The following is a 23,250-nucleotide window of genomic DNA, read 5'->3' as shown; positions in this document are numbered from 1 at the left end:
GCCATGAAGAAAATCATCCACAGCCTCGCGCCCTGGGCGTTGCCGGTGTTGTTGCTGGCGGTGTGGCAGTTGTCGGTGTCGGCCGGTTGGTTGTCGACACGGATTCTGCCGGCACCGGTGGCGGTGATCGAAGCCGGCGTGAGCCTGGTACGCAGCGGCGAAATCTGGACGCACCTGGCGATCAGCGGCTGGCGCGCGGCACTCGGTTTTACCATCGGCGGCAGCATCGGTCTGGTCCTGGGTTTCATCACCGGCCTGTCGAAATGGGGCGAACGCCTGCTCGACAGTTCGGTGCAGATGATCCGCAACGTGCCGCATCTGGCGCTGATTCCGCTGGTGATCCTGTGGTTCGGCATCGACGAGTCGGCGAAGATCTTTCTGGTGGCGTTGGGCACGTTGTTCCCGATCTACCTCAACACTTATCACGGCATCCGCAACGTCGACCCGGCGCTGGTGGAGATGGCGCGCAGTTATGGCCTGAGCGGTTTCAGCCTGTTTTGGCAGGTGATTCTGCCGGGTGCGCTGCCTTCGATTCTGGTCGGTGTGCGCTTCGCCCTGGGCTTTATGTGGTTGACGCTGATCGTCGCCGAAACCATTTCCGCCAGCTCCGGTATCGGCTATTTAGCGATGAACGCTCGTGAGTTTTTGCAGACCGACGTGGTGGTACTGGCGATCCTGCTTTACGCGGTGCTTGGCAAACTCGCCGACCTCGCGGCCCGTGGACTTGAGCGTGTGTGGTTGCGCTGGCACCCGGCGTATCAGGTTGCCAAAGGAGGTGCGGCATGACTGCTCAACAACCTCCACGCCTGCTTCGCGGGATTCCGCTGGCGGTGCGCAACCTGCAGAAAACCTTCGGCGCGCGGCAGGTGCTGCGTGACATCGATCTGCACATTCCGGCGGGGCAATTCGTCGCCGTGGTCGGGCGCAGTGGCTGCGGCAAAAGTACCTTGCTGCGTTTGCTCGCTGGGCTTGATCAACCGACTGGCGGCGACTTGCTGGCCGGTTCTGCGCCGCTCAGCGATGCACGGGAAGACACCCGATTGATGTTCCAGGAGGCGCGTCTGCTGCCGTGGAAAAAGATCATCGACAATGTCGGCTTGGGCCTTAAAGGCAACTGGCGTCCGAAAGCGCTTGAAGCACTGGACGCGGTGGGTCTGGCCGATCGCGCCAATGAGTGGCCGGCGGCGTTGTCTGGCGGACAGAAGCAGCGCGTTGCACTGGCGCGGGCGCTGATCCATCAACCGCGCCTGCTGTTGCTCGACGAACCGCTCGGCGCGCTGGATGCGCTGACCCGCATTGAGATGCAGCAACTGATCGAGCGTCTCTGGCAGCAACACGGCTTCACCGTGCTGCTGGTGACCCACGACGTCAGCGAAGCGGTAGCGATTGCCGACCGGGTGATTCTGATCGAGGACGGCGAAGTCGGCCTCGACCTGCATGTGGAATTGCCGCGGCCGCGGGTGCGTGGTTCGCACAGACTCGCAGCGCTGGAAACCGAAGTGCTTAACCGTGTTCTCTCCCTGCCCGGCGAACCGCCGGCGCCGGAACCTGTTTCACCACTGCCTACGCAACTGCGTTGGGCGCAATGAAGCAGCTGCGAGCTTCAAGCTGCAAGCTACAAGTAGAAGCGCTGTGCTTTTGCTTGCCGCTTGAAGCTTGCCACTTGCCGCTTATTTCGACCTCAGGAGAAATATCATGACTATCAAAGCCATCAACGTCCGTAACCAGTTCAAAGGCTCGATCAAGGAAATCGTCCTCGGCGACGTGCTGTCGGAAATCGACGTGCAGACCGCTTCGGGCATCGTCACTTCGGTGATCACCACCCGCTCGGTCAAGGAGCTGGAACTGGTGGTCGGCAGCGAAGTGATCGCCTTTGTGAAATCCACCGAGGTGTCGATCGCCAAGTTGTAAGCCAGTGAGTAAAAAACAACCCCGGAGGGCGTGAGCCCTTCGGGGTTTTTTGTGCCTGATCTGAAAGCTGCGGTGCGGCCTTCGCGAGCAGGCTCGCTCCCACAGGGGATCGCATTCCAAATGTGGGAGCGAGCCTGCTCGCGAAGAGGTCAGTCAGATCACTAGAGATCTTTTGGGTAGATACGGCGGTAGATACAGGCCGATATAGGCATCAAACACCCGCATCCCTTCCTCGGCCATGCGCGGGGTGATCTGCCCATGTTGCTGCACCGAGCGCGCATAAACCCGGTCACCCAACTCCATCGCCAAGGCAAACACATCGACATCCTCCGGCAGCCTCGGCAATTCGAAGTGATGATCGAACAGCTTGTGCATCAGGTCGCCCAGCTCAATATCGTGCTGACGGTCAGCCTGGGTCACTTCGGTCAGACCATGCTGGGCAAGGATCAACTGACGCGCCGCCGCGTCTTCGTCGTAGATCTCCAGCATTCGTTGTTCGACCAACCGCGATAGGTCGCGCCAGTCACGCAGGGCTTCGTGATCGATCGGCGCTTGCAGGCAGGCGCGAAACGCCGCGTGCACATCCGCCGTCAGTGCCTCAAGCAGCGCCGGGACGCTGGCGAAAAAGTGGTACACGGAAGAGGGCGGAATCTGCGCGCGCTCGGCGACGCTGTAGATCGACAGACTCGCCACACCCTCGGCGGCCAGCAATGTGCGCGCGGCGTCGAGTATCGAATCGATGCGCGCCTGGCTGCGGGCACGGGGTTTGCGGACGGGGGCGGGTCGCGTCATGGAAGTCTCCTGCGGGGCAGCGGGCATTGTACGAGCCGGCTTGTGTGTTGTCTTGTCTGCCGCTTTCGTCGGAACGCCGCCCGGAGCAAGCTCGCTCCCACAGGGGATCTCCTGTGTACGCACAAGTCATGTTGAATGGAGATCCCTGTGGGAGCGAGCCTGCTCGCGAACCGCCGCAGGCGGCCATTCACTCCCATCCCAAGGATTTGTGTTCGGCCATAAAAAAACGCCGTTGGCTGAATCAGCCAACGGCGTTTTTCCTGAAGCTGCAATCCGCTTAAACGGTATGCAGATACCAGTTGTACTCAAGGTCGGAGATGGAGTGTTCGAACTCCTCCAGCTCACTTTCCTTGCAGGCGACGAAGATATCGATGTACTTCGGATCGATGTACTTGGCCATCACCTCGCTGTCGTCCAGCTCGCGCAGGGCATCGCGCAAGTTGTTCGGCAGGCTTTGTTCGTTCTGCTCGTAGCTGTTGCCTTCGACAGGCGCGCCCGGCTCGATCTTGTTGGTCAGACCGTGGTGCACGCCGGCCAGAACCGAAGCCATCAGCAGGTACGGGTTGGCGTCGGCACCGGCGACGCGGTGTTCGATACGCACGGCATCGGACGAGCCGGTCGGTACGCGAATCGCCACGGTGCGGTTGTCCAGGCCCCAGCACGGCGAGTTCGGTACATAGAACTGCGCGCCGAAACGACGGTAGGAGTTGACGTTCGGGCAGAGGAACGCCATCTGCGCGGGCAGGGTCTCGAGCACACCGCCGATCGCGTGACGCAGCGCGGCGTTCTGCTCGGGATCCTCGCTGGCAAAAATGTTTTTGCCTTCTTTATCCAGAATCGAAATGTGTACGTGCAGACCATTACCTGCCTGGCCCGGGTACGGCTTGGCCATGAAGGTGGTGTCCATTTCATGGTCGTAGGCGATGTTCTTGATCAGACGCTTGAGCAGTACCGCGTAGTCGCACGCCTTGATCGGGTCGGCGACGTGGTGCAGGTTCACTTCGAACTGCGCCGGGGCACTTTCCTTGACGATGGCGTCGGCCGGGATGCCTTGCTCTTTGGCACCTTCCAGAATGTCCTGGAGGCAGTCGACGTATTCGTCGAGGTCGTCGATCAGGTAGACCTGCGTCGAGTGCGGGCGTTTGCCGGAGATCGGCGAGCGTGGCGGCTGAGGACGGCCGTTCACGTTTTCCTGGTCGATCAGGTAGAACTCGAGTTCGAATGCGGCGCAGATGGTCAGGCCCAGCTCGTCAAACTTTGCAACAACTTGACGGAGCACTTCGCGCGGATCGGCGAAGAACGGGTCGCCTTCGAGTTCGTGCATGGTCATCAACAGTTGCGCGGTCGGGCGCTTCTGCCATGGCTCGTTGCACAGGGTATCGGGGATCGGATAGCAGATACGATCGGCGTCGCCGATGTCCAGGCCCAGGCCGGTGCTTTCCACCGTAGAGCCGTTGATATCCAGAGCAAATAGAGAGGCCGGCAGGTTGATGCCTTTCTCGTAAACCTTGTGGAGGCTGGTGCGTTCAATGCGCTTGCCGCGCACCACACCATTCATATCCGCAATCAGAAGGTCAACGTACAGAACCTCAGGATGTTCCTTAAGGAACGCGTTCGCTTCGTTAAGCTGAACGGCACGCGGGGGTACCGACATGATGCAACACCTTTGTTGTTAAAAATATCAATCATTGATCTTTTCTGGTTTCAGTCAACCCGAACGGCCTGCCGAAGTCAAGCGAGGCCTTTTTTGCCCTAAAAAAGCGCTGTGAGGGCATTTATGGGGCACTTTCGGGCGATTTTTGGCCCTTGGGACGCTGGGCACCCGCGGGCTTGAGCAGGCCGTGTTGTATTTTTTACGGGGGTGTTGTGTAAAAAAATGAACAAGGCTAAGCTCCGATCAAACCCATAACAGCAATAATACCGGGGTGCTTCATGTCTCGCCTGCCGTTAATCGGCATCACCGACTGCTCGCAACAGTCCGGTCTGCATGCTCATCACATCAGTGGCGACAAATCCGTCCGTAGCGCAGCCAGCAAGGCTTGCCGCTTGCCGACGATGTTCCCGTCCATGGCCGTTCAAGCGTCAGCGTCCGATATTCTGGACGTACGGGAAAGCATCCTGTTTATGGCGTCCCCTTCCAATATAGATCGCTTTCACCCTCAAAGCCTGTGCCGCTTGCCCAGCCGTGCTCATGATTCTGCACGCCTGGACTGTGCACAGGAAATGCAACGCCAGCGTAAAGGGCAGGTAAGCTCTTCTTTCATTGTCTATGCGCGGTGCCAGGCATAAGCCGGCACTGCGCGAGCAAGCCCCTTTAACGCGACGCTCATAGCGTCAAACTTTGCCTGACATCATGTCAGGAGACTCAGCCCAGAGGCATTTATGAGTAACAACCTCGACCAGCTCACCGATTGGTTGAAAGACCACAAGATCACAGAAGTCGAATGCATGATCGCCGACTTGACCGGGATCACCCGGGGCAAGATCTCGCCGACCAACAAGTTCATCGCCGAAAAAGGCATGCGCCTGCCGGAAAGCGTGCTGTTGCAGACCGTGACCGGCGACTACGTCGAAGACGACATCTATTACGAACTGCTCGACCCGGCCGACATCGACATGATCTGCCGCCCCGACCAGAACGCCGTGTACCTGGTGCCGTGGGCCATCGAACCAACCGCGCAGGTGATCCACGACACCTACGACAAGCAAGGCAACCCGATCGAGCTGTCGCCGCGCAACGTGCTCAAGAAAGTCCTCAAACTCTATGCCGACAAGGGCTGGCAGCCGATCGTGGCGCCGGAGATGGAGTTCTACCTGACCAAGCGCAGCGACGACCCTGACTATCCGTTGCAGCCGCCAATCGGTCGCTCGGGCCGTCCGGAAATCGGTCGCCAGTCGTTCTCCATTGAAGCGGCGAACGAATTCGATCCGCTGTTCGAAGACGTCTACGACTGGTGCGAACTGCAGGAGCTGGACCTCGACACGCTGATCCACGAAGACGGCACGGCGCAGATGGAAATCAACTTCCGTCACGGCGACGCGCTGTCGCTGGCCGACCAGATTCTGGTGTTCAAGCGCACCATGCGCGAAGCCGCGCTCAAGCACGACGTCGCTGCGACCTTTATGGCCAAACCGATGACCGGCGAGCCGGGCAGTGCGATGCACTTGCACCAGAGCATCATCGACATCGAGACCGGCAAGAACGTCTTCTCCAATGAAGACGGGACCATGAGCCAGCTGTTCCTGCACCACATCGGTGGTTTGCAGAAGCTGATTCCGGAATTGCTGCCGCTGTTCGCCCCCAACGTCAACTCGTTCCGCCGTTTCCTGCCGGACACCTCGGCACCGGTCAACGTCGAGTGGGGCGAAGAAAACCGTACCGTCGGCCTGCGCGTACCGGATGCCGGCCCGCAGAACCGCCGTGTGGAAAACCGTCTGCCGGGCGCTGACGCCAACCCGTACCTGGCGATCGCCGCGAGCCTGCTCTGCGGTTACATCGGCATGGTCGAAGGCCTCAATCCGAGCGCGCCAGTGGTGGGCCGTGGTTACGAGCGCCGCAACCTGCGCCTGCCGCTGACCATCGAAGACGCGCTGGAGCGTATGGAAAACAGCGCGACCATCGAGAAGTACCTGGGCAAAACCTTCATCACTGGCTACGTCGCGGTAAAACGGGCCGAGCATGAAAACTTCAAGCGCGTGATCAGTTCCTGGGAGCGTGAGTACCTGCTCTTCGCCGTCTGATACGCCGGGCGCGGCCCTCAGCGGCCGCGTCTTCACCGATAACAAGGAGAATTGGCATGACCAGCAACAACCCGCAAACCCGCGAGTGGCAAGCACTCAGCAATGATCACCACCTGGCCCCGTTCAGCGACTTCAAGCAGTTGAAAGAGAAGGGCCCGCGGATCATCACCAACGCCAAGGGCGTTTACCTGTGGGACAGTGAAGGCAACAAGATTCTCGACGGCATGGCCGGTCTGTGGTGCGTGGCCATCGGTTATGGTCGCGATGAGCTGGCCGACGCAGCCGCCAAACAGATGCGCGAACTGCCGTACTACAACCTGTTCTTCCAGACCGCGCACCCGCCGGCGCTGGAACTGGCCAAGGCCATTGCCGACGTGGCACCGGAAGGCATGAACCATGTGTTCTTCACCGGTTCCGGCTCCGAAGGCAACGACACCATGCTGCGCATGGTCCGCCACTACTGGGCGATCAAAGGCCAGCCGAACAAGAAAGTCATCATCAGCCGCAAGAACGGTTATCACGGTTCGACCGTGGCCGGCGCGAGCCTCGGTGGCATGACGTATATGCACGAACAAGGCGACTTGCCGATCCCGGGCATCGTCCACATCGCCCAGCCGTACTGGTTCGCTGAAGGTGGCGAGATGTCCCCGGAAGAGTTCGGTATCTGGGCGGCCAATCAGCTGGAAGAGAAGATTCTCGAAGTCGGCGTCGACAACGTTGGTGCCTTTATTGCCGAGCCGATCCAGGGCGCCGGCGGCGTGATCATTCCGCCCGACAGCTACTGGCCGCGCATCAAGGAAATCCTCGCCAAGTACGACATCCTGTTCGTGGCGGACGAAGTGATTTGCGGTTTCGGCCGTACTGGTGAGTGGTTCGGCAGTGATTTCTACGATCTCAAGCCGGACATGATGACCATCGCCAAAGGCCTGACCTCAGGCTACATCCCGATGGGTGGCCTGATCGTTCGTGACTCCGTTGTTGCGGTGCTCAACGAAGGCGGCGATTTCAACCATGGCTTCACTTACTCCGGTCACCCGGTGGCGGCGGCGGTGGGTCTGGAAAACATCCGCATCCTGCGCGATGAAAAAATTATCGAGAACGCGCACAACGAAACGGCACCGTATTTGCAGAAACGTCTGCGGGAACTGAACGATCACCCGTTGGTGGGTGAAGTTCGCGGGGTCGGTCTGTTGGGCGCGATCGAGCTGGTGCAGGACAAGGCCACGCGCAAGCGTTATGAAGGCAAGGGCGTCGGCATGATCTGCCGCCAGTTCTGCTTCGACAACGGCCTGATCATGCGCGCTGTGGGCGACACCATGATCATCGCGCCGCCGCTGGTTATCAGCAAAGCGGAGATCGATGAGCTGGTTACAAAGGCACGCAAGTGTCTGGACCTGACCCTCAGTGCGTTGCAGGGCTAAGTGCTAGGCTTTGAGCGGGGGAGCCGTGGCGCTCGCGCTCAAAGCTGTCAGAAAGGCTGGTCTTTTCTTGAAAGACCGCCTCGGATCTTGCCAGACTAGCCGCGGTTCCAGTTGTCCGGGTTCGGCCGCTGAACAAAGTGGTTCAAAAAAGAAAAATTTGGAGCATTAACGCATGAAGGCATTAGGCAAAAAGCTCGCTGGCAAGACTCTGCTCGCCATGTCCCTGATGGGAATCATGGCGGCTGCGGCTCAGGCGGACGACAAGGTGTTGCACGTCTACAACTGGTCCGACTACATCGCCCCGGACACCATCAAGAAGTTTGAAGACGAGTCGGGCATCAAAGTCGTCTACGACGTCTTCGACAGCAACGAAACCCTCGAAGCCAAACTGCTCGCAGGCAAGTCCGGCTACGACATCGTCGTGCCGTCGAACAACTTCCTCGCCAAGCAGATCAAGGCTGGCGTGTACCAGAAGCTGGACAAGTCCAAGCTGCCTAACTGGAAGAACCTCAACACTGATTTGCTCAAAGCCGTGTCGGTCAGCGACCCGGGCAACGAGCACGCCTTCCCGTACATGTGGGGCTCGATCGGCATCGGCTACAACGCCGAAAAGGTCAAGGCTGCACTGGGCGCCGATGCGCCGGTCGATTCGTGGGATCTGATCTTCAAGCCGGAAAACGCGGCCAAGCTGAAATCCTGCGGCATCAGCCTGCTCGACTCGCCAACCGAGATGATCCCGGTTGCGCTGCACTACCTGGGCCTGCCGACCGACAGCCAGAAGAAAGAAGACATCGACAAGGCTGAAGCGCTGATCATGAAGGTCCGTCCTTCGATCGCCTACTTCCACTCGTCCAAGTACATCTCCGACCTGGCCAACGGCAACATCTGCGTAGCGATCGGCTACTCGGGTGACATCTACCAGGCCAAGTCCCGCGCGGCTGAAGCCGGTGACAAGGTGAAAGTCAGCTACAACATTCCGAAAGAAGGTGCCGGCAGCTTCTACGACATGGTCGCCATCCCTAAAGATGCCGAAAACGTCGAAGGCGCCTACAAGTTCATGACCTTCCTGCAGAAGCCGGAAATCATGGCTGAAATCACCAACGCCGTACGCTTCCCGAACGGTAACGCCGCTGCCACGCCACTGGTTGATAAAGACATCACCAGCGACCCGGGCGTCTATCCACCGGCTGACGTGCTGGCCAAGCTGTACGCGATTGCCGACTTGCCGGCCGCGACCCAGCGCATCCTGACCCGCAGCTGGACCAAGATCAAATCGGGTAAATAAGCCGGTTTGAAGCAGTAACCGCTGGCCGTCATGCCCCGCGCGGGCGGCCAGCGGATCAATTAAATGACAGGAAGTTTTGCAGGAACGGTTTTTCGAGGGTAAGTTGCGCGCCGGTTTTGTTGCCGGGCAGCCATGGCTGTCATGCAGCGCGGGGCAACTTGGGCCCAACTAATTTAGAGGACCTCCACTTGCCTATTTTTTCTTCTTTGCGCAAAGCCCTGCTGGCCACTGCCGGCCTGACGATTGCTGTCGGAGCCCAGGCCGCCGGTACGGTGCATATTTATAACTGGTCCGATTACATCGGCGAGACGACCCTGGCCGACTTCCAGAAAGCCACCGGAATCAAACCGGTTTACGACGTCTTCGACTCCAACGAAACCCTGGAAGGCAAGCTGCTGGCCGGGCGTACCGGCTACGACGTGGTCGTGCCGTCGAACCACTTCCTCGGCAAGCAGATCAAGGCCGGCGCGTTCCAGAAGCTCGACAAGTCGCAACTGCCAAACTATTCCAATCTCGACCCGGCGCTGCTCAAGCGTCTGGAACAGAACGATCCGGGTAACCTGTACGCTGTTCCCTACCTCTGGGGCACCAACGGCATCGGTTACAACGTCGATAAAGTAAAAGCTGTACTCGGCGTCGACAAGATTGATTCGTGGGGCGTCTTGTTCGAGCCAGAGAACATCAAGAAGCTGCAAAGCTGCGGCGTGGCATTCCTCGATTCGGCGGATGAAATGATGCCGACCGTGCTCAACTATCTGGGCCTGAATGCCAACAGCACCAATCCGAAGGACTACGAAAAAGCCACCGACAAATTGCTCGCGGTGCGTCCTTACGTGACCTACTTCCATTCCTCGAAATACATCGGTGATCTGGCCAACGGCGACATCTGCGTAGCCATCGGTTTCTCCGGCGATATCTTTCAGGCCAAGCACCGCGCCGAAGAAGCCAAGAAAGGCGTGAACATCGCCTACTCGGTACCGAAAGAGGGCGGCGCCTTGTGGTTCGACATGCTGGCAATCCCCAAGGATTCGTCGAACGTGAAGCAGGCTCATGCCTTCATCAACTATCTGCTGAAACCTGAGGTGATCGCTCAGGTCAGTGATTACGTGGGTTATGCCAACCCCAACCCGGGTTCGGACAAGCTGATGGAACAATCCATCCGCACCGATGCGTCGGTGTATCCGCCGCAGGCCGTTATCGACAAGGCCTACGTATCGACCGAGTTGCCACCGAACATTCAGCGTCTGATGACCCGCAGCTGGACCAAGGTCAAGTCGGGGATGTAAGGCACACACTATCCTGGGTTCGCCTTGCGGGGCGAACTGCATTGTTTTTTTCTGGGAGTTTCGTAAATGGCAGTTGCCTCCGGCGCCTATAAGAAAGCCCTCGAGGGCGACCAGACACCGAAACAGGTGTTGGTCAAAATCGACCGGGTCACGAAGAAGTTCGACGAGACGATTGCCGTGGACGATGTGTCCCTGGAAATCAAGAAAGGCGAAATTTTCGCCCTGCTCGGCGGTTCGGGATCGGGCAAATCCACTCTGCTGCGGATGCTGGCAGGGTTCGAACGGCCCACGGAGGGGCGCATTTTCCTCGACGGCGTCGACATCACCGACATGCCGCCGTACGAACGTCCAATCAACATGATGTTCCAGTCGTACGCCTTGTTCCCGCACATGACCGTGGCGCAGAACATTGCCTTCGGCCTCAAGCAGGACAAGATCCCGGCGGCTGAAGTCGATGCCCGCGTGGCCGAAATGCTCAAGCTCGTACAGATGAGCCAGTACGCCAAGCGCAAGCCGCATCAACTGTCGGGTGGTCAGCGTCAGCGCGTGGCGCTGGCCCGCTCGCTGGCCAAGCGGCCGAAGCTGCTGCTGCTCGATGAGCCGATGGGCGCACTGGACAAGAAACTGCGTTCGCAGATGCAACTTGAATTGGTGGAAATCATCGAGCGCGTCGGCGTGACCTGCGTGATGGTGACCCACGACCAGGAAGAGGCCATGACCATGGCCGAGCGCATCGCGATCATGCATTTGGGCTGGATCGCCCAGATCGGCAGCCCGATCGATATCTACGAAACCCCGACCAGCCGCCTGGTCTGCGAATTCATCGGTAACGTCAACATCTTCGAAGGCGAAGTGATCGACGACGCCGAAGGCCACGCAACCATTACCTGCAAAGACCTTGATCGGCAGATCTACGTCGGCCACGGCATCAGCACCTCGGTGCAGGACAAATCGGTGACTTACGCGATCCGTCCGGAGAAGCTGCTGGTCACCGCCGACCAACCGACCTGCGAATACAACTGGTCGAGCGGCAAGGTCCACGACATCGCCTACCTCGGCGGGCACTCGGTGTTCTACGTTGAGTTGCCGAGCGGCAAACTGGTGCAGTCGTTTGTCGCCAACGCCGAACGTCGCGGCGCGCGTCCGACCTGGGGCGATCAGGTTTACGTGTGGTGGGAAGATGACAGCGGCGTGGTACTCCGCTCATGAACATGCGCAAATTCAAACGCCGCATCAACCGAATAATCCCCAATGGCCGGCAGTTGGTCATCGGGGTTCCGTTCATCTGGCTGTTTCTGTTTTTCATGTTGCCGTTCTTCATCGTTCTGAAGATCAGTTTCGCCGAAGCCGACGTGGCCATCCCGCCGTACACCGAGATCTATACGTACGCCGAGCAGAAGCTGCAACTGCTGCTGAACCTGGGCAACTACGCGATGCTGGCGGGCGACGAGTTGTACATCGCCGCTTACCTCGGCTCGCTGAAGATGGCGCTGATCAGCACCATCCTTTGTCTGGTGATCGGCTACCCGATGGCCTACGCCATCGCCACTGCCCGTAAAGAGCTGCAAACGGTGCTGGTGCTGCTGATCATGATGCCGACCTGGACCGCGATCCTGATCCGCGTGTATGCGTGGATGGGCATTCTCAGCAACAACGGCTTGCTCAACGGTTTCCTGATGAGCATGGGCTTCATCGACGAGCCGCTGCAGATCCTCAACACCAACCTCGCGGTGTACATCGGCGTCGTTTACTCGTATCTGCCGTTCATGATCCTGCCGCTGTACGCCAACCTGGTGAAGCACGATCAAAGCTTGCTGGAAGCAGCTTCCGACCTCGGTTCGAGCACCTTCAACAGCTTCTGGAAAATCACCATTCCACTGTCCAAGAACGGCATTATTGCCGGCTGCATGCTGGTGTTCATCCCGGTGGTCGGCGAGTTCGTGATCCCGGAACTGCTTGGTGGTCCGGAAACCCTGATGATCGGTAAAGTGCTCTGGCAAGAGTTCTTCAACAACCGTGACTGGCCGGTGGCGTCCGCGCTGGCGGTGGTGATGCTGGCGATCCTGATTGTGCCGATCATTCTGTTCAACCGCAGTCAGGCCAAGGAAATGGAGGGTAAAGAATGAAGCGCATCCGTTTCTCCAGCCTGATGCTGGTCATCGGTTTGTTGTTCATCTACCTGCCGATGCTGATCCTGGTGATCTACTCGTTCAACGCCTCGAAACTGGTGACGGTGTGGGGCGGCTGGTCGATCAAGTGGTACGTCGGCCTGCTCGACAACACGCAACTGATGGGCTCGGTGCTGCGCTCGCTGGAAATCGCCTGCTACACCGCGGTTGCCGCGGTGGCGCTGGGCACGCTGGCGGCGTTCGTGCTGACCCGCATCACCCGCTTCAAGGGCCGTACGCTGTTCGGCGGTCTGGTCACCGCGCCGCTGGTGATGCCGGAAGTGATCACCGGTCTGTCGCTGTTGCTGCTGTTCGTGGCCATGGCGCAGATGATCGGCTGGCCGCAGGAACGTGGCATCGTCACCATCTGGATCGCCCACACCACGTTCTGTGCGGCGTATGTCGCGGTGGTGGTGTCGGCGCGCCTGCGTGAGCTGGACCTGTCGATCGAAGAAGCGGCCATGGACCTCGGTGCACGGCCGTGGAAGGTGTTCTTCCTGATCACCATTCCGATGATCGCGCCATCGCTGGCGGCGGGCGGCATGATGTCGTTCGCGCTGTCGCTGGATGACCTGGTGTTGGCGAGCTTTGTGTCCGGGCCGGGTTCGACGACTCTGCCGATGGAAGTGTTCTCGGCGGTGCGTCTGGGCGTGAAGCCTGAGATCAACGCCGTGGCCAGTCTGATTCTGCTGGCCGTGTCGATCGTGACCTTCATGGTCTGGTTCTTCAGCCGCCGTGCCGAGGAAGCGCGCAAGAAGGCGATTCAGCAAGCCATCGAAGAAAGCGCAGCCGATTCATGGAAACAGCCGGACGTGCGCCGGGCGCCAAGCCCGGAGGCTGCGTAAGCACTAATGGGTTGGCCTCACTCTCGAGACCAACCCAATTCAAACTGTAGGAGTGAGCCTGCTCGCGATAGCGGAGTGTCAGTCAGGAAATTTCCAACTGACAGGACGCCATCGCGAGCAGGCTCACTCCTACATGGGTTTTACGCAGTCCAGGGAGAGTTGCGGATGACCTCGACAAAGTTCATCGGCGTGAACCCCGGCTCCTGATCCTTCAGCACATCGGTCTTCACATTACCAAACGTGGTCTGCGGACGATGACGCAAACCATCGGCAAACGCGCAGATGATGCACTCCTTGAAACCTTCTCCACGCGGGTGCGCATGCACCACCGCTTCGCGTTGCACGGTGCTGAACGCTGCGTAATCCATGCCCAGCACATCCATCTCTACGCCTGCGGTGACCAGTGCCACGGTCGGACGCAGATGCTTGGGCACGCCCGGCGTGGTGTGCAGGGCAATCGACAGCCACACCTGTTCGATATCGTCATCGCTGAGCCCGTACGGCTTGAGAAACGCTGCTGCTGCGTTGGCACCGTCTACTTCGAAACGCTCGTCATCACTGCGATGACCTTCGACCAGACCGAGGTCATGGAACATCGCGCCGATGTAGAGCAACTCCGGATCGTAGGCCAGTTGCTGGCGCTCGCCGCTCAATGCACCGAACAGAAATACCCGGCGCGAGTGGTGGTAGAGCAGGTCGGACTCGATGTCGCGGATGTACTCGGTGGTGGCCCGGGCGAGGGTGCTGTCGGGGATTTTGATGCCGGCGATGGTCGTGCTCATGGCAGGTTTCCTCACTGAAACGCCGTTGTGGCGCTGATGGGGAAAGTCTGTTCCCGGCGCTGAAAGCGAACAATCGATGCATGGCTGCGATCCTTGCCAATCCACCTGCAAATCGTGCCAAGCTAAAAGATCGTCCGATCGCGGCCCGAGCCTGCGGCAGCTCCTGCAGAACCCCGCATTCCCCTGTGGGAGCTGCCGCAGGCTGCGATCTTTTGCTCTTGAAAGGGAATCCACAGCCATGAACAAAACCATCGCCATCGTGGTGTTCGCAGGCGTGCAGTCGCTGGACGTCAGCGGCCCGATGGATGTGTTCGCCGAGGCCAACCGCTTCCTGCCGCCCGAGGATCACTATCGGCTTGAGGTAATTGGCGTCGAGCACGGCCCAATGGCCTGTTCCAACGGCTTGACCCTGAATGCCCATCGGCATTTCAGCGAAGCACTCGACGCCTATGACCTGCTGCTGGTTGCCGGTGGGCCGCAACTGCCGTTCATGGATTTTGGCGCGACGTTCAACGAGTGGCTGCGCGAGGCCTGCGCACGGGCGCAGCGCTTCGGTTCAATCTGCAATGGTGCGTTCATGCTTGCGCGGGCCGGATTGCTGGAAGGGCGCACCGTCACCACGCATTGGAACGATGCCGAGGCGTTGGCGCGGTTGTGTCCGACGACGCAGGTCGACGCGGATCGTTTGTATGTCGAGGACGGCGCGCTCTACACCTCGGCCGGGGTCACGGCGGGGATCGATCTGTCGTTGTATCTGCTGGCGCGTGATCACGGTGCTGAAGTGGCGCTGAGCGTGGCCAAGCGGCTGGTGGTGTTTACTCAGCGCTCTGGTGGGCAGTCGCAGTTCAGCCCGTTCCTCACGCCGCATGCGGAACCGACGTCGGCGGTGGCGATGGTGCAGTTGTATGTGCTGGCCAATCTCACGGGCGATCTGACGATTGCCGATCTGGCCAGTGCAGCGAATATGAGTGCGCGTAATTTCTCGCGGGTGTTTGCTCGGGAGGCGAAAGTTACGCCGGCGGAGTTTGTCGAAAGGGCGCGGGTGGATGCGGCGCGGGTGATGCTGGAGAGCACGGCGGCGCCGTTGAAGACGGTGGCGTATCAGTGCGGGTTTCGCGATGCGCAGCATATGCGCGGGGTGTTCAACCGGCGGTTGGGGGTGACGCCGCAGCAGTTTCGGTTGAATTTTGCGTTGAAGCTGTGACCCTCACCCCAGCCCTCTCCCGGAGGGAGAGGGAGCCGACCGCAGTGTCTGGTGTTTTACATCGACCTGAAAGACCTTAGCGATTATGGATTCGGCAAAGCAGGATCAGGTCGCTGTAAGCCTTGAGCATCCCCAAATCAGTCCCCTCTCCCTCGGGGAGAGGGCTAGGGTGAGGGGCTTTTAAGGTGCCCGCATCGGCAACAGCTTCAACGTACTGCGCGTATTCGCCGTCACCTCTTCCTCACTGAAATGCGCCTGCACATACATCCCGTCGACATACGCCTCAGCCTGATCGTCATAGTGGCTATCAAACGGCACACCACTCTGCCCAACCGGGTTGATCGTCAAGCCATGCGCCGGATCGGCAAAATCCACCAGACGCCGCGTCGAAGGCCCATAAGTCACCGGCCAAGGCGCAGGCCCGATCTTCGCCGACAGGTTGTTCGGCACTTCATGACTGCCCGGCGCCGCAAACGGCCCAACATTGAAAATCCGCTCCAGCGGCTTCTGCTGTCCCAGCGGATGCCCGTGAGTCAGCGTGTGCGCGGTCCCCCATTTCCAGCCAGCAACATCGTCGCCAAGCGTCAGCTTCAGATGCGTCATGCTCGCTGCCCACGCGGTGCGCACGACATCGGCACGGGTCTCCTTGTTCGGCGTGTTGCGGTTATCCCACCACGGTGAATCGGCATTCGCCGCCAGCTTCGGCAGCGCGGCATCAATCACTCGCGTCGACAGCAAGGTGTCGAAAAAATCATTGCCCAACTCATCACGCATCGCGGCATCGGCGAGGTCGTAGAGGAACTGGTTGAACACCGTTGCACTGACCGAATCCAGCGGATAGTCGCCCGGCCACTGCGCCAGTTGCTCGACCAGTTTCAGTTGCGCCGGATCGCTCACCACCTCACGCAACACCGGCAGCAACGGTGCGAGCAAGCGCGGGCCATAACCGGTCGCCGTGCCCAGTTGCAGTTTCTGGTTGGCCTCATTGGTCCACTTCACGCTCTTGTCGCTGAGCTGACGATTGAGTTGCTGGCCGCGATCGGCAAGGTTGTAGTAACCGGGAATCTCCATGCCGGTGGGCGACAGCGGCTGGAAGTTGGCCGAGACGATGTAGCCGCGCGCCGGGTTTTCTTCCTGCGGGTTGGCGCTGAACGGGTAGAAGCCGTCCTTGTCCGCCTGATTGCTGCTGCCGTCGAGAATGAATTCCGGCCGCACCCCGGCCGGACGCTTGGGCAGCAGTGCCGAGGCCCACCAGGCGATATCGCCCTTGGCGTTGGCGTAAACCAGGTTCAGCCCCGGTGCCTGCACTTTCGCCGCTGCGGCGCGAGCCTTGGCCAAGGTGTCGGCGCGGTTGAGCTGGTAGAAGCCTTCGAGGATCGGGTTCGGCGTTTCGAGGAAAGCCCACCACATCGCAATCGGCGTTTTCCCGGCAGCAGTCCCCAGCGCATCGTTGACGATCGGGCCGTGGGGCGATTGACGCAAGGTGAGGGTGACCGGCGTCTGGCCTTTCACATTGATCTGCTGCTGCGTGACGACCATGTCGGTCCACTGGCCGCGATACCAGACCTGATTCGGATTATCCGGGTTGACCTTCTCGGCGATCAGATCCAGATCGTCGTTCTGGAACATGGTCAGGCTCCAGCCGAAATCGAGGTTGTGGCCGAGGAAGGCGAAAGGCACCAGCGCCTGATGATGGCCGTACAACTCGAAGCCCGGCGCCGACAATTGCGCTTCGTACCACACCGACGGCACTGAGAAACGAATGTGCGGATCACCCGCCAGCAATGGCTTGCCGCTCTGGCTGCGGCTGCCGGCGATGACCCAGGCGTTGCTGCCTTCGAACTGCGGCAAACCATTGTCGACCAGCGCTTGTTCGCTGAGGCGGGCGAGGGTATTGAGGTCTTTCCAGTCGCCGGCAGCGAGGGCCGGCGTCGGTTTGGCGTGACCGTTGACCAGCACACCTTTGGGCTGCCAGTCGAGATCGAAGACCTTGAGGTAATCGACACCCAGTTGATCGCGCACATAAGTCAGCAGCGGTTCGGTGCGAAACGCCGCCGCAAAGCTGTAGGCCATGTAGCCGGCGACGCTGATGCTGTCTTCCGCCGTGAACGGCCGCTTGGGGATGCCCAGCACGTCGAACTCGATCGGCGCGGCGTGAGTGTCCTGATATTGGTTGATGCCATCCAGATAGGCTTGCAGGCCCTTCCACGCCGGCGACTGTTTATCGAGACTGGCGACGTAACTGGCCGCGCGCTCGCGGATGCGCAGGCTGCGGAACAGTTTGTCGGTGTCGAGCAGCTTCGGCCCGAGTACTTCCGCCAGCTCACCACGGGCGAGGCGGCGCATGGCTTCCATCTGGAACAGGCGATCCTGGGCATGCACATAGCCGAGGGCGCGGTAGAGGTCGGTTTCGTTCTCGGCACGGATGTGCGGCACGCCGCGCTCGTCGTAGCGCACGGTCACCGAACCTTGCAGGTTGCGCAGTTCGACCTGGCCCTGGCGCGTCGGTTGTTTGCTGTAGACATACCAGCCGACGCCGGCGAGCAGGACAACGATGAGCAAGCCAAGTACGGTGAACACGCGCTTCATGGTGACTCCTTGTGCAGGCGGGATTGCCGCCCGTCGGGCTGCAAACAATTAGCACAGACCTTCTGTGCCGTGCAGCGCTGTCCTTGAAAAGTCCGGAATGCCTTACTGCGCCTCCACCGGCCACGGGCAGTAGCAACCGACCGCCAGGGTGTGCGTGGCATTGACCGGGCGATCTTCTGTCAGGGCATTCAAAATCGGTTCGATAAAGCTGTTGCTGGAGTTGCAGGTCAGGCCTTCGCTGTACGGGCCGAAGTACGCCAGTTTGCCGCTGCGGTCCCAGATCGCCACGGCGGGACTGGCGGGCACCTGTTCGGAACCGGGCAATATCGTGATGGTTTTCAGGCTGCTGAGGGTCGCGGGCAACTGCCCGTGGCTGCCAGTTTTTTGCACGGCGAAGAACTCCACGCCTTTGGCGCCGAACTGCTCGACCATCTCGGTCAGGTGTTGTTGGTTGCCGACATTGCACGGGCAGGCCGGGTCCCAGAAATGCACCAGACGAATCTTGCCGGGACCGGCGAGATTGTCCGGCAGGCGCAACGGATCACCGGAGAACACCGCCGTGTGTTCGCTGAATGCGCGCAGATAACGCCCTTGAAACCAGTCGTACGCCGCCCACAGCACCCCGGCGCAAATCAGCGCGAGCAGGCTGGCAAGCAGTGCGGTGCGGTAGGGCGAACGCATGGTTTTCGATCCTCGAAAGGTCGGCTAGCTTGCCATGTCTGTCACTACAGATGAATATCGCAGGCCTATAAAGTCTGTTTACCGCTTTGGAATTCCCGCATGCCTGCCACTTTCGACCCCGATCAAATCCGCGCCAGCCTCAAGCCTTTGGCCGAGTGGCAGCCGTTGTCGGACGAGGCGAAGGCGTACCAGCAGTTTTATAAAACCGATTTCCCCCATCGCGATGTCTGGCGTGGCATGGGCCGTTTCGAAGTCGATGGTTATGAAGTGGTCAGCCATTGCTGGTGGCCGGAGAAGGTCAAGGCGACACTGTTTCTGCTGCACGGTTACTACGATCATGTCGGGCTCTACCGGCATGTGATCGAGTGGGCGCTGGATCAGGACTTCGCGGTGATCGCCTGCGACTTACCGGGGCATGGTCTGTCGAGCGGGCCGCGCGCGAGCATTCGCGATTTTTCTGAATACCAGGACGTCCTGCAGGCCTTGTTCGCCGAGGCGCAGTCGATCGCGCTGCCGCAGCCGTGGCATTTGTTTGGGCAGAGCACTGGCGGGGCAATTGTCGTCGATCACTTGCTCAACCATGCTGAAAACAGCCCGGCGCAGGGCCAGGTGATTCTGATGGCGCCACTGGTGCGACCGCGGGCGTGGGGTTGGTCGCAGCTGAGCTATTACCTGCTCAGGCCTTTTGTCAGAGGTGTTGCGCGGCGCTTCAGCGAGAACTCCAACGATCCGGATTTCTTGCCGTTTCTCCAGGCAGATCCATTGCAGCCGCGACGCTTGCCGACGAAGTGGGTGGGGGCGTTGTCGCGTTGGATCATTCGCGTCGAGCACGCGAAAAAAAGTCCGCGGCGGCCACTGATCATTCAGGGGCAGGCGGACATGACCGTGGACTGGCAGCACAATTTGCAGGTATTGAAATGGAAGTTTGATCGACCGCAGATTCTGCTGCTGGCCGAGGCGCGGCATCATCTGGCGAATGAGACGGTGGAGATGCGTGAGGAGTATTTCGAGTTTCTGAGCAAGCGGATCAGGGGCCGGAATCTTTAGCGTTGGTGAGGGCCCTATCGTCGGAACGCCGCCCGGAGCAGGCTCACTCCTACATTTGGAATGCGTACCCCTGTAGGAGTGAGCCTGCTCGCGATAGCGGTCTAAGAGACGACGAAGATCATTGCCCGACCGCCAACCCTGCGCGGATCGCCGCCAAAGCCGCCTGGTAATACGCCTTGCCCTCAGCCGACTCGGCAAACGTCGCAAATTCTTCCAGCTCTTCATCCGACAGATCGCGATAGACGTAAAGCAGCGTGTTGTTCATGTCCGCGCCAATCTGATCCATCAAACGCTGGCGCTGACCATTGAGCATGCCTTGCGCCTGACCGCCACCGAGCAGCCCCGGAATCATCGAACTCAAACTGTCCGCTGCCACGCCGGCAATCGCCAGGCTGACTTCGGCGCCGGCTTCACGGGCAGGCAAGGCTTGGGCGAGGTGACCGATGATCAGCAGACGACTGTCGCTGACCTGCATCTTCGGCAGGCCTTTGGCGTTTTTCGCCAATTGATCGCGACGGGTTGCGAGCAATTCAGCCGCGACAATTTTCTTGCCCAGCGGCGATTGAAAGAAGGTCAGTGCCGGTTTCGGGTCGGCGAGCTTCTGTCGCAGTTGCGCTTCGGCACGTTGATCCACAGCCTGCGGGGCAAAGCGCTGGTTGCTGTTGTTGACCAAGGCCTGGAACACCGCGGGCGGCAGGCTGTTCTGATAGCGCTGCTGTGCGGCCGTCAGGGCGTCGTTGAAATGCGCACGTTGATCTGGCCAGCCGGCGACCTTGTACAACTGATCGTGGCCGTCCGCCCAGGCGGGCAAAACGCAGAACATCAACAGTGAAAAAAGCAAACGGCGCATAGGGACTCCTGTCAGCAGCGGACTATTCTCCGTGCGGTGCCGGTACTTGTCGAGAATTCGTAGCAAGCCGCCGCGTGGCTCTGTCGGATTTCTTGCCGCCGACATACTATGCGCGCCATGCAAATATCCTCTGAACACCCACTGCTGTTACGCATTGTCGATGACCTGGCCGAACACGGCTGGTCGCAGCAGAACATTTTCCTGCCCGCCGGTTTGACCCGCGAGCTGGCGGCCGAGTGCCGTAAACGTGAGGCCGAAGGCGAGTTGGCCCCGGCGGCGGTGGGGCGTGGGCCTTTTTCGGAGATCCGCGAGGGGATTCGTGGCGACCACATCCAGTGGATCGATCCCGGTCAGGCCGAGGCCAGCGACCGTTATCTGAACCTGATGGAGAGCCTGCGCGAGGCACTCAACCGTGGCTTGTTCCTCGGCCTTGAAGACTTTGAATGCCATTTCGCGTTGTATCCGCCGGGTGCGTTTTATCGCAAGCACGTCGACCGTTTTCGCGACGATGACAAGCGCATGGTTTCGGTGGTGGTCTATCTCAATGACGCCTGGCTGCCGGAGGATGGCGGTCAGTTGCGCATGTACCTGAACGATGAACGCGTGCACGACGTTCAGCCTACGGGCGGGTGTCTGGTGGTGTTTCTCTCCGGCGAAGTGCCGCATGAAGTGTTGCCGGCGAACCGCGAGCGCTTGTCGCTGACCGGTTGGTTTCGCCGCCGTGGCAACGAGCCGTTCTGACATGGACAAGATTCTGGTCAGCCGCTGCCTGCTGGGCCATCGCGTGCGTTACGACGGTGGCGCGAGCGGGCCGTTTGATTTGCTTGAACAGTGGATTGCCGAAGGGCGGGTGGTGCCGTTGTGTCCGGAGGTTGCGGGCGGTTTGCCGACGCCACGGGCAGCGGCGGAGATTCCGGGCGGGCAGGGTGGTGAAGTGCTCGATGGTGTCGCGGCGGTGATCACCACTGAGGGCGAGGATGTCAGTGCGCAGTTTCTCGATGGTGCGCGGCAGGCGCTGGCGCTGGTGCAGAAATATGGCATCCGCGTGGCGGTGCTTAAGGCCAACAGTCCTTCTTGCGGGAATTTGCTGACTTACGACGGGACGTTCAGTGGGGTCAAAGTCAGTGGCGAAGGGGTGACGGCGGCGTTGCTCAAGCGCCATGGTGTGCAGGTTTTCAGTGAACTGGAATTGCCGCAGGCCGCGCTGGCACTGGCTGCTTTGGACTGATCCGGAATCGTTGCCCTCACCCCAGCCCTCTCCCGGAGGGAGAGGGGGCCGACCGTGGTGTCTGGCGTTGTCCATCGACCTGAAAGACCTTTTCGACTATGGATTCGACACAGCCATGACTGATCGATTATGGATTCGACACAGCCATGACCGATCGATTATGGCGTCGACGAAGCCATGGTCAGTCGATTTCGGATTCGGTATAGCCAACCCAAGTCGGCGTATCTCTGAAGCATCCCCCATTCAGTCCCCTCTCCCTCCGGGAGAGGGCTAGGGTGAGGGGCTTTTAAGGTTTCAACCACTTCTCGGTCAGCGCTGCCAAACGTCCATCCGCCTTGATCCGCTGCATCGCGCTCGCCAGACTGGCATGAAACGCCGGATTACCCTTCTGAAACGGAATCGCCAGATCCACCGGCTCCGCCGCTTTCGGCTTCTCTTCCGTCAATGCCTGCACCAGCACCATCGGCCGTGGTTGCTCATCCTTCTTTGCCAGCAACTGCGAATCGACCTTGCCGTACGGTTCGCTGAAGTCGAAACGATCCTTGAGCTCCGGTGTCAGTGCTATGTGGTTGAGCGCGACGTCGTACTTGCCGCTTTCAACGCCCTGGAGCAGGTCGGCTTCGTCGGTGACGATGAAGTCGGCGCGCACATCCAGCTCGTTGGCCAGCAGTTGCCCAAGCTCGACCTCGAACCCCGTGAGTGTGTCGCCTTCCTTGTAATTGAACGGCGGTGTATTAGCCTCAAGGGCTATGCGCAGCTCGCCACGGTCGTTGACGTCATCAATCAGTTCGGCATGAACCAAAGGGCTCAAAAGGGGTAGCAGGCAGATCAGGCCAGGCAGAAAACGCATGGTCACTCCTTTGAAATCATTATCGCGACGCTCTGATTCAGGCTCGCTTTGCTATGGTTGTCGAGTGCCTTCGACAACGAATGGTCATGAAGTTGTCATGACCGTGCGGATTTTACGGAAAAACTGGAGAAGAAAATGAAAAGCTTTATGTCACGTGCAGCGTTCGCGGGTGTGCTGATGGGCGTTTCGGTGCTGGCCAGTGCGGCGACACCGGCCCCGAAAGGCGCCGAAGTGTTCATCGTTTCTCCCGAAGACGGGGCGAAGGTTTCCCAAGAGTTCAAGGTCAAGTTCGGCACCAAGGACGTCGCGCTGGCACCGGCCGGTGATGTCACCAAGAATACCGGTCACCATCACTTGCTGATCGACGTCGACAAGCTGCCAGCGGCCGGTCAGCCGATTCCCAACGATGCCAACCACATGCATTTCGGCAAGGCGCAGACCGAAGCGACCATCAAACTGGCTCCGGGCAAGCACACCTTGCAGCTGGAACTGGGCGACAGCGGCCACATGCCGTTCGATCCACCAATCGTTTCGAAGAAAATCACCGTCAACGTCGAATAACCTTTTCGC

The 23,250-nt window shown here is 59.8% G+C and carries 23 protein-coding genes; 16 read left to right on the top strand and 7 right to left on the bottom strand.

The features are described from left to right. Positions 1–3: 3 nt before the first annotated feature. The 3 genes from ssuC to VY732_RS28310 all read left to right on the top strand — a co-directional run bounded on the left by ssuC (position 4) and on the right by VY732_RS28310 (position 1,911). Complete coding sequence (ssuC, locus tag VY732_RS28320; protein ID WP_003229260.1) at positions 4–786, top strand: aliphatic sulfonate ABC transporter permease SsuC; 783 nt, start codon at positions 4–6, stop codon at positions 784–786. Continuing rightward, a complete protein-coding gene (gene ssuB / locus VY732_RS28315; RefSeq protein ID WP_007913838.1) occupies positions 783–1,589 on the top strand; it encodes an aliphatic sulfonates ABC transporter ATP-binding protein in 807 nt (268 codons plus the stop codon). Before ssuC ends, ssuB begins: the two co-directional genes overlap by 4 nt. Positions 1,590–1,695: 106 nt before the next feature. Next, positions 1,696–1,911, top strand: coding sequence for a TOBE domain-containing protein (locus tag VY732_RS28310; RefSeq protein ID WP_003229256.1), 216 nt, complete (start codon positions 1,696–1,698; stop codon positions 1,909–1,911). 153 nt (positions 1,912–2,064) lie between these two features. On the opposite strand, the gene VY732_RS28305 is transcribed toward VY732_RS28310, so the two are convergent. Together VY732_RS28305 and VY732_RS28300 are read right to left on the bottom strand one after the other, a co-directional pair. Beyond that, on the bottom strand, positions 2,065–2,703 hold the full coding sequence (locus VY732_RS28305) for a TetR/AcrR family transcriptional regulator (RefSeq protein WP_102901388.1): 639 nt from the start codon (positions 2,701–2,703) through the stop codon (positions 2,065–2,067). Between the two features lie 277 nt (positions 2,704–2,980). Beyond that, a complete protein-coding gene (locus VY732_RS28300) occupies positions 2,981–4,357 on the bottom strand; it encodes a glutamine synthetase family protein (protein ID WP_007913842.1) in 1,377 nt (458 codons plus the stop codon). 278 nt (positions 4,358–4,635) lie between these two features. Between VY732_RS28300 and VY732_RS28295 the strand changes: the two genes are divergently transcribed. The 8 genes from VY732_RS28295 to VY732_RS28260 all read left to right on the top strand — a co-directional run bounded on the left by VY732_RS28295 (position 4,636) and on the right by VY732_RS28260 (position 13,449). Beyond that, positions 4,636–4,992, top strand: coding sequence for a glutamine amidotransferase (locus tag VY732_RS28295; RefSeq protein WP_331692984.1), 357 nt, complete (start codon positions 4,636–4,638; stop codon positions 4,990–4,992). Between the two features lie 93 nt (positions 4,993–5,085). Further along, positions 5,086–6,444 (top strand): glutamine synthetase family protein, encoded by a 1,359-nt coding sequence (locus VY732_RS28290; protein ID WP_034151968.1) that lies wholly within the window; start codon positions 5,086–5,088, stop codon positions 6,442–6,444. Positions 6,445–6,500: 56 nt separating this feature from the next. Continuing rightward, positions 6,501–7,865 carry an aspartate aminotransferase family protein gene (locus VY732_RS28285; protein ID WP_077574959.1) on the top strand — a complete coding sequence of 455 codons (1,365 nt, stop codon included), beginning with the start codon at positions 6,501–6,503 and terminating at the stop codon, positions 7,863–7,865. A 172-nt stretch (positions 7,866–8,037) separates the two neighbouring features. Then, positions 8,038–9,150: a polyamine ABC transporter substrate-binding protein gene (locus VY732_RS28280; RefSeq protein ID WP_077574958.1), complete on the top strand. Its 1,113-nt coding sequence runs from the start codon at positions 8,038–8,040 to the stop codon at positions 9,148–9,150. Between the two features lie 188 nt (positions 9,151–9,338). After that, positions 9,339–10,436, top strand: a complete 1,098-nt coding sequence (locus VY732_RS28275; protein ID WP_116028450.1) for a polyamine ABC transporter substrate-binding protein — start codon at positions 9,339–9,341, stop codon at positions 10,434–10,436. A gap of 66 nt (positions 10,437–10,502) precedes the next feature. Further along, entirely contained in the window at positions 10,503–11,645 is a 1,143-nt protein-coding gene (locus tag VY732_RS28270) for an ABC transporter ATP-binding protein (protein ID WP_007913856.1), read from the top strand. Positions 11,646–11,680: 35 nt separating this feature from the next. Next, positions 11,681–12,562, top strand: a complete 882-nt coding sequence (locus VY732_RS28265; RefSeq protein ID WP_177412532.1) for an ABC transporter permease subunit — start codon at positions 11,681–11,683, stop codon at positions 12,560–12,562. Further along, positions 12,559–13,449, top strand: coding sequence for an ABC transporter permease subunit (locus tag VY732_RS28260; protein WP_007913861.1), 891 nt, complete (start codon positions 12,559–12,561; stop codon positions 13,447–13,449). Before VY732_RS28265 ends, VY732_RS28260 begins: the two co-directional genes overlap by 4 nt. 140 nt (positions 13,450–13,589) lie before the next feature. On the opposite strand, the gene VY732_RS28255 is transcribed toward VY732_RS28260, so the two are convergent. After that, a complete protein-coding gene (locus VY732_RS28255; RefSeq protein WP_331692982.1) occupies positions 13,590–14,231 on the bottom strand; it encodes an HD domain-containing protein in 642 nt (213 codons plus the stop codon). Positions 14,232–14,469: 238 nt separating this feature from the next. On the opposite strand from VY732_RS28255, the gene VY732_RS28250 reads away from it, so the two are divergent. Next, the gene (locus VY732_RS28250) at positions 14,470–15,435 is read left to right on the top strand and encodes a GlxA family transcriptional regulator (protein WP_331692980.1); all 966 of its coding nucleotides are present in this window, start codon (positions 14,470–14,472) and stop codon (positions 15,433–15,435) included. A 180-nt stretch (positions 15,436–15,615) separates the two neighbouring features. On the opposite strand, the gene VY732_RS28245 is transcribed toward VY732_RS28250, so the two are convergent. Next, a complete protein-coding gene (locus tag VY732_RS28245; RefSeq protein ID WP_331692978.1) occupies positions 15,616–18,024 on the bottom strand; it encodes a penicillin acylase family protein in 2,409 nt (802 codons plus the stop codon). Positions 18,025–18,126: 102 nt separating this feature from the next. After that, positions 18,127–18,705, bottom strand: a complete 579-nt coding sequence (locus VY732_RS28240; protein ID WP_331692977.1) for a DUF6436 domain-containing protein — start codon at positions 18,703–18,705, stop codon at positions 18,127–18,129. A gap of 99 nt (positions 18,706–18,804) precedes the next feature. Here VY732_RS28240 and VY732_RS28235 point away from each other — a divergent pair, with 99 nt between their 5' ends. Next, on the top strand, positions 18,805–19,752 hold the full coding sequence (locus VY732_RS28235) for an alpha/beta hydrolase (RefSeq protein WP_116028445.1): 948 nt from the start codon (positions 18,805–18,807) through the stop codon (positions 19,750–19,752). Between the two features lie 118 nt (positions 19,753–19,870). Here VY732_RS28235 and VY732_RS28230 read toward each other — a convergent pair whose 3' ends face one another. Continuing rightward, entirely contained in the window at positions 19,871–20,602 is a 732-nt protein-coding gene (locus tag VY732_RS28230; RefSeq protein WP_123593566.1) for a DUF2059 domain-containing protein, read from the bottom strand. A 108-nt stretch (positions 20,603–20,710) separates the two neighbouring features. Between VY732_RS28230 and VY732_RS28225 the strand changes: the two genes are divergently transcribed. Both VY732_RS28225 and VY732_RS28220 read left to right on the top strand, forming a co-directional pair. Further along, the gene (locus VY732_RS28225; RefSeq protein WP_077574950.1) at positions 20,711–21,343 is read left to right on the top strand and encodes a 2OG-Fe(II) oxygenase; all 633 of its coding nucleotides are present in this window, start codon (positions 20,711–20,713) and stop codon (positions 21,341–21,343) included. Position 21,344: 1 nt separating this feature from the next. After that, positions 21,345–21,830: a DUF523 domain-containing protein gene (locus VY732_RS28220; RefSeq protein ID WP_212620820.1), complete on the top strand. Its 486-nt coding sequence runs from the start codon at positions 21,345–21,347 to the stop codon at positions 21,828–21,830. A gap of 286 nt (positions 21,831–22,116) precedes the next feature. Here the strand turns inward: VY732_RS28220 and VY732_RS28215 are convergent, their stop codons facing one another. Further along, positions 22,117–22,680 (bottom strand): transporter substrate-binding domain-containing protein, encoded by a 564-nt coding sequence (locus tag VY732_RS28215; RefSeq protein WP_331692973.1) that lies wholly within the window; start codon positions 22,678–22,680, stop codon positions 22,117–22,119. Between the two features lie 135 nt (positions 22,681–22,815). Between VY732_RS28215 and VY732_RS28210 the strand changes: the two genes are divergently transcribed. After that, the gene (locus VY732_RS28210) at positions 22,816–23,241 is read left to right on the top strand and encodes a DUF4399 domain-containing protein (RefSeq protein ID WP_034151953.1); all 426 of its coding nucleotides are present in this window, start codon (positions 22,816–22,818) and stop codon (positions 23,239–23,241) included. Positions 23,242–23,250 lie beyond the last annotated feature (9 nt).

The organism is Pseudomonas sp. ZY71 (assembly GCF_036542145.1).
In the GTDB taxonomy this organism is placed as follows: Bacteria; Pseudomonadota; Gammaproteobacteria; order Pseudomonadales; family Pseudomonadaceae; genus Aquipseudomonas; species Aquipseudomonas koreensis_A.
This window is presented reverse-complemented; position numbering and strand designations above follow the sequence as displayed.

Excerpts from the sequence above, each read along its gene's own strand:
- ssuC (WP_003229260.1), top strand. The coding sequence starts at position 4 with ATGAAGAAAATCATCCACAGCCTCGCGCCCTGGGCGTTGCCGGTGTTG.
- ssuB (WP_007913838.1), top strand. The coding sequence starts at position 783 with ATGACTGCTCAACAACCTCCACGCCTGCTTCGCGGGATTCCGCTGGCG.
- VY732_RS28310 (WP_003229256.1), top strand. The coding sequence starts at position 1,696 with ATGACTATCAAAGCCATCAACGTCCGTAACCAGTTCAAAGGCTCGATC.
- VY732_RS28305 (WP_102901388.1), bottom strand. The coding sequence starts at position 2,703 with ATGACGCGACCCGCCCCCGTCCGCAAACCCCGTGCCCGCAGCCAGGCG.
- VY732_RS28300 (WP_007913842.1), bottom strand. The coding sequence starts at position 4,357 with ATGTCGGTACCCCCGCGTGCCGTTCAGCTTAACGAAGCGAACGCGTTC.
- VY732_RS28295 (WP_331692984.1), top strand. The coding sequence starts at position 4,636 with ATGTCTCGCCTGCCGTTAATCGGCATCACCGACTGCTCGCAACAGTCC.
- VY732_RS28290 (WP_034151968.1), top strand. The coding sequence starts at position 5,086 with ATGAGTAACAACCTCGACCAGCTCACCGATTGGTTGAAAGACCACAAG.
- VY732_RS28285 (WP_077574959.1), top strand. The coding sequence starts at position 6,501 with ATGACCAGCAACAACCCGCAAACCCGCGAGTGGCAAGCACTCAGCAAT.
- VY732_RS28280 (WP_077574958.1), top strand. The coding sequence starts at position 8,038 with ATGAAGGCATTAGGCAAAAAGCTCGCTGGCAAGACTCTGCTCGCCATG.
- VY732_RS28270 (WP_007913856.1), top strand. The coding sequence starts at position 10,503 with ATGGCAGTTGCCTCCGGCGCCTATAAGAAAGCCCTCGAGGGCGACCAG.
- VY732_RS28260 (WP_007913861.1), top strand. The coding sequence starts at position 12,559 with ATGAAGCGCATCCGTTTCTCCAGCCTGATGCTGGTCATCGGTTTGTTG.
- VY732_RS28255 (WP_331692982.1), bottom strand. The coding sequence starts at position 14,231 with ATGAGCACGACCATCGCCGGCATCAAAATCCCCGACAGCACCCTCGCC.
- VY732_RS28250 (WP_331692980.1), top strand. The coding sequence starts at position 14,470 with ATGAACAAAACCATCGCCATCGTGGTGTTCGCAGGCGTGCAGTCGCTG.
- VY732_RS28245 (WP_331692978.1), bottom strand. The coding sequence starts at position 18,024 with ATGAAGCGCGTGTTCACCGTACTTGGCTTGCTCATCGTTGTCCTGCTC.
- VY732_RS28240 (WP_331692977.1), bottom strand. The coding sequence starts at position 18,705 with ATGCGTTCGCCCTACCGCACCGCACTGCTTGCCAGCCTGCTCGCGCTG.
- VY732_RS28235 (WP_116028445.1), top strand. The coding sequence starts at position 18,805 with ATGCCTGCCACTTTCGACCCCGATCAAATCCGCGCCAGCCTCAAGCCT.
- VY732_RS28230 (WP_123593566.1), bottom strand. The coding sequence starts at position 20,602 with ATGCGCCGTTTGCTTTTTTCACTGTTGATGTTCTGCGTTTTGCCCGCC.
- VY732_RS28225 (WP_077574950.1), top strand. The coding sequence starts at position 20,711 with ATGCGCGCCATGCAAATATCCTCTGAACACCCACTGCTGTTACGCATT.
- VY732_RS28220 (WP_212620820.1), top strand. The coding sequence starts at position 21,345 with ATGGACAAGATTCTGGTCAGCCGCTGCCTGCTGGGCCATCGCGTGCGT.
- VY732_RS28215 (WP_331692973.1), bottom strand. The coding sequence starts at position 22,680 with ATGCGTTTTCTGCCTGGCCTGATCTGCCTGCTACCCCTTTTGAGCCCT.
- VY732_RS28210 (WP_034151953.1), top strand. The coding sequence starts at position 22,816 with ATGAAAAGCTTTATGTCACGTGCAGCGTTCGCGGGTGTGCTGATGGGC.